This is a genomic window from Streptomyces sp. NPDC000941, from assembly GCF_053599555.1.
On the sequence record NZ_JBSFMM010000429.1, the window covers coordinates 1 to 4268 of the forward strand.

Below are 4268 nucleotides of genomic sequence, written 5' to 3' on the forward strand. Positions count from 1 at the left end.
GACGACGACACGCCGTGGCGTCGGCGTGTCGTCGTCTCAAACTCACCGCAAATGGCGGTCAGAGCTTCTGGTAGGGAGGTGCGGAGGCTGTGCCTCGTTGGCGCTGAGCGTGCAGTTCGGCAATGGCCCGTAGCTGCCGCCGCTCGTACGCCGTAGCGGGTCGCACCGAGACACAGTGCGACCGCCACGCGAGGCCCGTGGGGCGGGTGAGGCACACCATCGGCCCGTCAAAGTCGGCGATGGTCCCGGGCATCTCGTAACGCCGGTCGTAGACCACCACGCCGACCGCGAGACTGGGCAGGACCTTGGTCCAGTCCCCGCCGTTCTTCACTGCTTCCCCCTGGCACGTCATCGGGCGCAATCGACGTTGGGGTTGGGTGCGTGTCTCACTTCGCCCCCCGCCCCAGATGCTGAGCGATCTGTTCGCTCAGAACGACAGATTGCTGCCGCAGTTCCTCAAGGGTCGGGCGGGCGTCGCCGCCCTGCTGTACCGGCTGGCCGTCGCCCTGTCCCTGCTGCGGCGGGGAATTCGTCGGCGTGTTCATCTACGCCACCACCCGCACACCGTGAATCCAGCGCGGCCCGATGTCGATGCCGTGCACGGCCAGCCACAGTGCCCGCCGACGCTGCCGCCGCAGCCGGCGCTCGGCGGGCTCCAGCCGCTGCTGCCGTTCGTGCGCGAAGACATAGGGCCGGACCATGTCCGCGTCGTGACCATCCGGCGGTCCGAAGGCCGGGCGGAATTGGACGGCTGAGGCGTCGGCGCGCTCCGCCGCCATGCGTCGTGACGGTGTGTCGGGTACGTGCGCTGTGCGCATCGTCGGCGCGTGCCGGTGCTGCACAGCGGGACGGCCGTCGGCAGTGTCGGCCACGCGGTGACGGCCGGACGGCGGTAACACCAGCCGTAGCAGCGCTTCGAAGATCCAGGCGATAGCGTAGGCCACGCTCATCAACCTCACAGGAGTTGTGGGCCATTGCCCCCGGGCCGGTCGCACGGTCGCGGGGGTCTTCTGACCCTCGCATCGTGCCGACATGCAGAGGCCGGAACTATCAGACGTCGCTGATAGCCCCGGCCATCGGTTGACGCTGCGTCACATCACATGCCCAGCCATGAGCCGTAGTTGCTGAAGGTGTCCGGCATCCTGCGCCTCGCTGCCTCCAGCCCGGCGTATGTCTCGCGCACTGTGGGGTGGTACCGCGTCTGTTGTGGTGCGAGCTTGCGCGCCTTCAACAAGCTTTTGAACGCCGCGTCCGTGCGCCCCGTCCACATCTGCGCTCTAGCGACCTCGGAGTGGTGATGCGCGAGCCGGGACGGCGGCCACCCGTCCGGGATCGTGACCTCTTGTCCGCAGTGAACAGCCTCGGAGTACAGGTCGAGTTCTGCCAGCACGCTGACTCGGTGTACGCCTACGTTGGTCGGGCCAAATGACAGCCAGTGGACCGTCTCAGCGGGACCCGTCCGCTCCGCAATGCGCCCTGCCTCGCCGAGGTGTCCTTCTGCGGCGTCCTTGTCCTTGTTACGTCCCGCCAGCACGGCGGCGCCGAGGTGGAGCTGTCCGATGACGACGTCGGCCACGCGCCCCGGCTCCGCCTGCTCCAAGGTGGCCATGCCCAACCCGACAAGCCGATTGCCTGTCCGGTAGTCGCTCGCCCGGAGATAGGCGAGCGCCCGCAGGTACTGACGCATCCCGCCCAGCACCGGGTCAGAGGCTCGCTGCGCTGCCCAGTCCATTCGGTCCAGCGCCACCGTGCACAGGTCGGGAAACCCGAGCTTCGTCGTCACGTCGTACGCGGTCCGGTATGCGCTCGCCAGCAACTGCCAGTTCCGGTCATCCGGGTTCGTGTGCGCCGTCGTCGTTGCCTCATGAATCAGGCCGGGAAGGTCAGCGGCGACCTGCTTGATGTTCGTCGCGCGGACCATGGCGCACAGCTTCTCCGCGTGCGCTTCCAATTCCTCTACCGGGCGCGGTGTCACGTCCGGGTCGGGGCCAAGGTCGTAGATGTTCAGGGCCTCGCGGATGGGGTTGATCAGGCCGTCCAGCTGGTCCTGCCGCAGCTCTTCGAGGTAAGGCTGTCCGGTCAGTTCGGTAACCGGAACGGAAAGGGAACGAGCGAGCGCGCCGGTCACGGACGGACTCGCGGGCAGGACACCCTGTTCCACTTTGGTCAGGGTGCTGTAGGAGACGTGCGAGAGGTCGGCCAACTCGCGCTGTGTCAATCGGCGGACTTTGCGGGCGCGCGCGACGCGTGCACCCGTGTGCTCGTCAATGTTCGGGGGCATACTGGTCTCCGTTCTGCATCGACACCAGAACGGTACCCCTGGTCTGTCACAGGGGAACGGTGATCGGCTCCCGTCACCCGGCGGGGGCCGTCGCCGTGTCGTTACGACCCCGCGTCGCCAGCCTGCCCCGCGCAGCCCCAACCATCGAAGCGAGCCCCCGCCGGATGTGCACCGGCGGGGGCCCGACTCTGACAGGTCCTCAGTGGTTCTTCGGGAACCCGAGGTTGATGCCGACCTCCTCCGACGGCGCCGGCCAGCGGGTGGTGATGACCTTGCCGCGGGTGTAGAACTGCACACCGTCGTTGCCGTAGATGTGCTGGTCGCCGAAGAGCGAGTCCTTCCACCCACCGAAGGAGTGGTAGCCGACGGGGACCGGGATCGGCACGTTGATGCCGACCATGCCCGCCTCCACCTCCAGCTGGAAGCGGCGGGCGGCGCCGCCGTCGCGGGTGAAGATGGCCGTGCCGTTGCCCCACTTCGAGCTGTTGATCAGCTCGATGGCCTCGTCGTACGTCTCGGCGCGGACCACGCACAGCACCGGGCCGAAGATCTCGTCGCGGTAGGCGTCGGCGGTGGTGGGGACCTTGTCCAGGAGCGAGACACCGATGAAGAAGCCGTTTTCGTGGCCCTCGACCGAGTATCCCGTCCCGTCGACCACGACCTCGGCGCCCTGAGCCGCGGCGCCGTGCACATACGAGGCGACCTTGTCGCGGTGCTCCTTGGTGATGAGCGGGCCCATCTCGGAGGCCGGGTCGTCGCCGGGGCCGATGCGGAGCCTGGCGGCGCGGTCGGCGATCTTCTTGACCAGCTCGTCGCCGGTGTCGCCCACCGCGACCACGACGGACACGGCCATGCAGCGCTCGCCGGCCGAGCCGTACGCCGCGTTGATGGCGTTGTCCGCGGCGAAGTCCAGGTCGGCGTCGGGCAGTACCAGCATGTGGTTCTTGGCGCCGCCGAGCGCCTGCACCCGCTTGCCGTGCTCGATGGCCTTGGCCTGGATGTACCGGGCGATCGGGGTGGAGCCGACGAAGCTGACGGCGGCGATGTCCGGGTGCTCCAGGAGCCGGTCGACGGCCACCTTGTTGCCGTTGACGACGTTGAGCACGCCGTCCGGCAGGCCCGCCTCGGCGGCCAGTTCGGCCAGCCGCCGGGAGGCCGAGGGGTCCTTCTCGCTGGGCTTGAGCACAAAGGTGTTGCCGCAGGCGATGGCCACCGGGAACATCCACATCGGCACCATGGCCGGGAAGTTGAACGGCGTGATGCCGGCGACGACGCCGAGCGGCTGGCGGATCGAGGCGACGTCGACCCCGGTGGAGACCTGGGTGGACAGCTCGCCCTTCAGCTTCTCCGCGATGGAGCACGCGAGCTCGACGATCTCCAGGCCGCGGGCCACCTCGCCGAGGGCGTCGGAGTGCACCTTGCCGTGCTCGGCGGTGATCAGCGCGGCGATCTCGTCGCGGTGGGCGTCCAGCAGCTCGCGGTACTTGTAGAGGATCGCGGTGCGCTTGGCCAGCGAGATGGTGCCCCAGGTGGCGAATGCCTCCTTGGCGGCGGCGACGGCCGCGTCCACCTCGGCCACGGAGGCGAACGCCACCCGGGTGTCCTGAGCGCCGGTCGCCGGGTTGTAGACCGGGCCGTACTCGCCCGACGCGCCGTCGACGGGCTTGCCACCGATCCAGTGGTTGACGGTCTTCATGGGTGCGGAGCCTTTCTCTTCGTAAACCGGACGATGACCGATCAGGGAGGCGGTCAGAGGTGGCGGCGGCGGGCCGCGGCCTGCCGGTCGTAGGTTTCGCGGGCCTTGACGGCCGCGGGGCGGGTCGCAGTCTGGGCGACGGGCACGTCCCACCACGCCTGGGCGGCGGGCGCGCCTGGCACCGGGCCGGCCGTTTCGGTCTCCACGTAGACGCAGGTGGGCCGGTCCGAGGCGCGCGGGGGGGGGGGCGGCCCCCCCCGCTGGGGCACCCGCCCGGCGCGGGTCACCTCC

Annotated in this window: 5 protein-coding genes and 1 pseudogene; all 6 read right to left on the reverse strand. The window is 69.3% G+C overall.

Features of this window, described 5'->3' with window-relative positions:
• Nucleotides 1–58: 58 nt before the first annotated feature.
• Complete coding sequence (locus tag ACWDSL_RS52185; protein WP_450496666.1) at nt 59–331, reverse strand: hypothetical protein; 273 nt, start codon at nt 329–331, stop codon at nt 59–61.
• Nucleotides 332–386: 55 nt separating this feature from the next.
• Entirely contained in the window at nt 387–545 is a 159-nt protein-coding gene (locus tag ACWDSL_RS52190; RefSeq protein ID WP_450496668.1) for a hypothetical protein, read from the reverse strand.
• Complete coding sequence (locus ACWDSL_RS52195; RefSeq protein ID WP_450496669.1) at nt 546–950, reverse strand: hypothetical protein; 405 nt, start codon at nt 948–950, stop codon at nt 546–548.
• Nucleotides 951–1096: 146 nt separating this feature from the next.
• Nucleotides 1097–2281, reverse strand: coding sequence for a helix-turn-helix domain-containing protein (locus ACWDSL_RS52200; protein WP_450496670.1), 1185 nt, complete (start codon nt 2279–2281; stop codon nt 1097–1099).
• Between the two features lie 199 nt (nt 2282–2480).
• A complete protein-coding gene (locus ACWDSL_RS52205; RefSeq protein WP_450496672.1) occupies nt 2481–3977 on the reverse strand; it encodes a CoA-acylating methylmalonate-semialdehyde dehydrogenase in 1497 nt (498 codons plus the stop codon).
• A 53-nt stretch (nt 3978–4030) separates the two neighbouring features.
• Nucleotides 4031–4268: pseudogene (locus tag ACWDSL_RS52210) on the reverse strand (3D-(3,5/4)-trihydroxycyclohexane-1,2-dione acylhydrolase (decyclizing)); the annotation flags it as partial.

What these genes read in the sequence shown, in the direction of transcription:
- ACWDSL_RS52190 (WP_450496668.1), bottom strand. Translation starts at nt 545, where the DNA reads ATGAACACGCCGACGAATTCCCCGCCGCAGCAGGGACAGGGCGACGGC.
- ACWDSL_RS52195 (WP_450496669.1), bottom strand. Translation starts at nt 950, where the DNA reads ATGAGCGTGGCCTACGCTATCGCCTGGATCTTCGAAGCGCTGCTACGG.
- ACWDSL_RS52200 (WP_450496670.1), bottom strand. Translation starts at nt 2,281, where the DNA reads ATGCCCCCGAACATTGACGAGCACACGGGTGCACGCGTCGCGCGCGCC.
- ACWDSL_RS52205 (WP_450496672.1), bottom strand. Translation starts at nt 3,977, where the DNA reads ATGAAGACCGTCAACCACTGGATCGGTGGCAAGCCCGTCGACGGCGCG.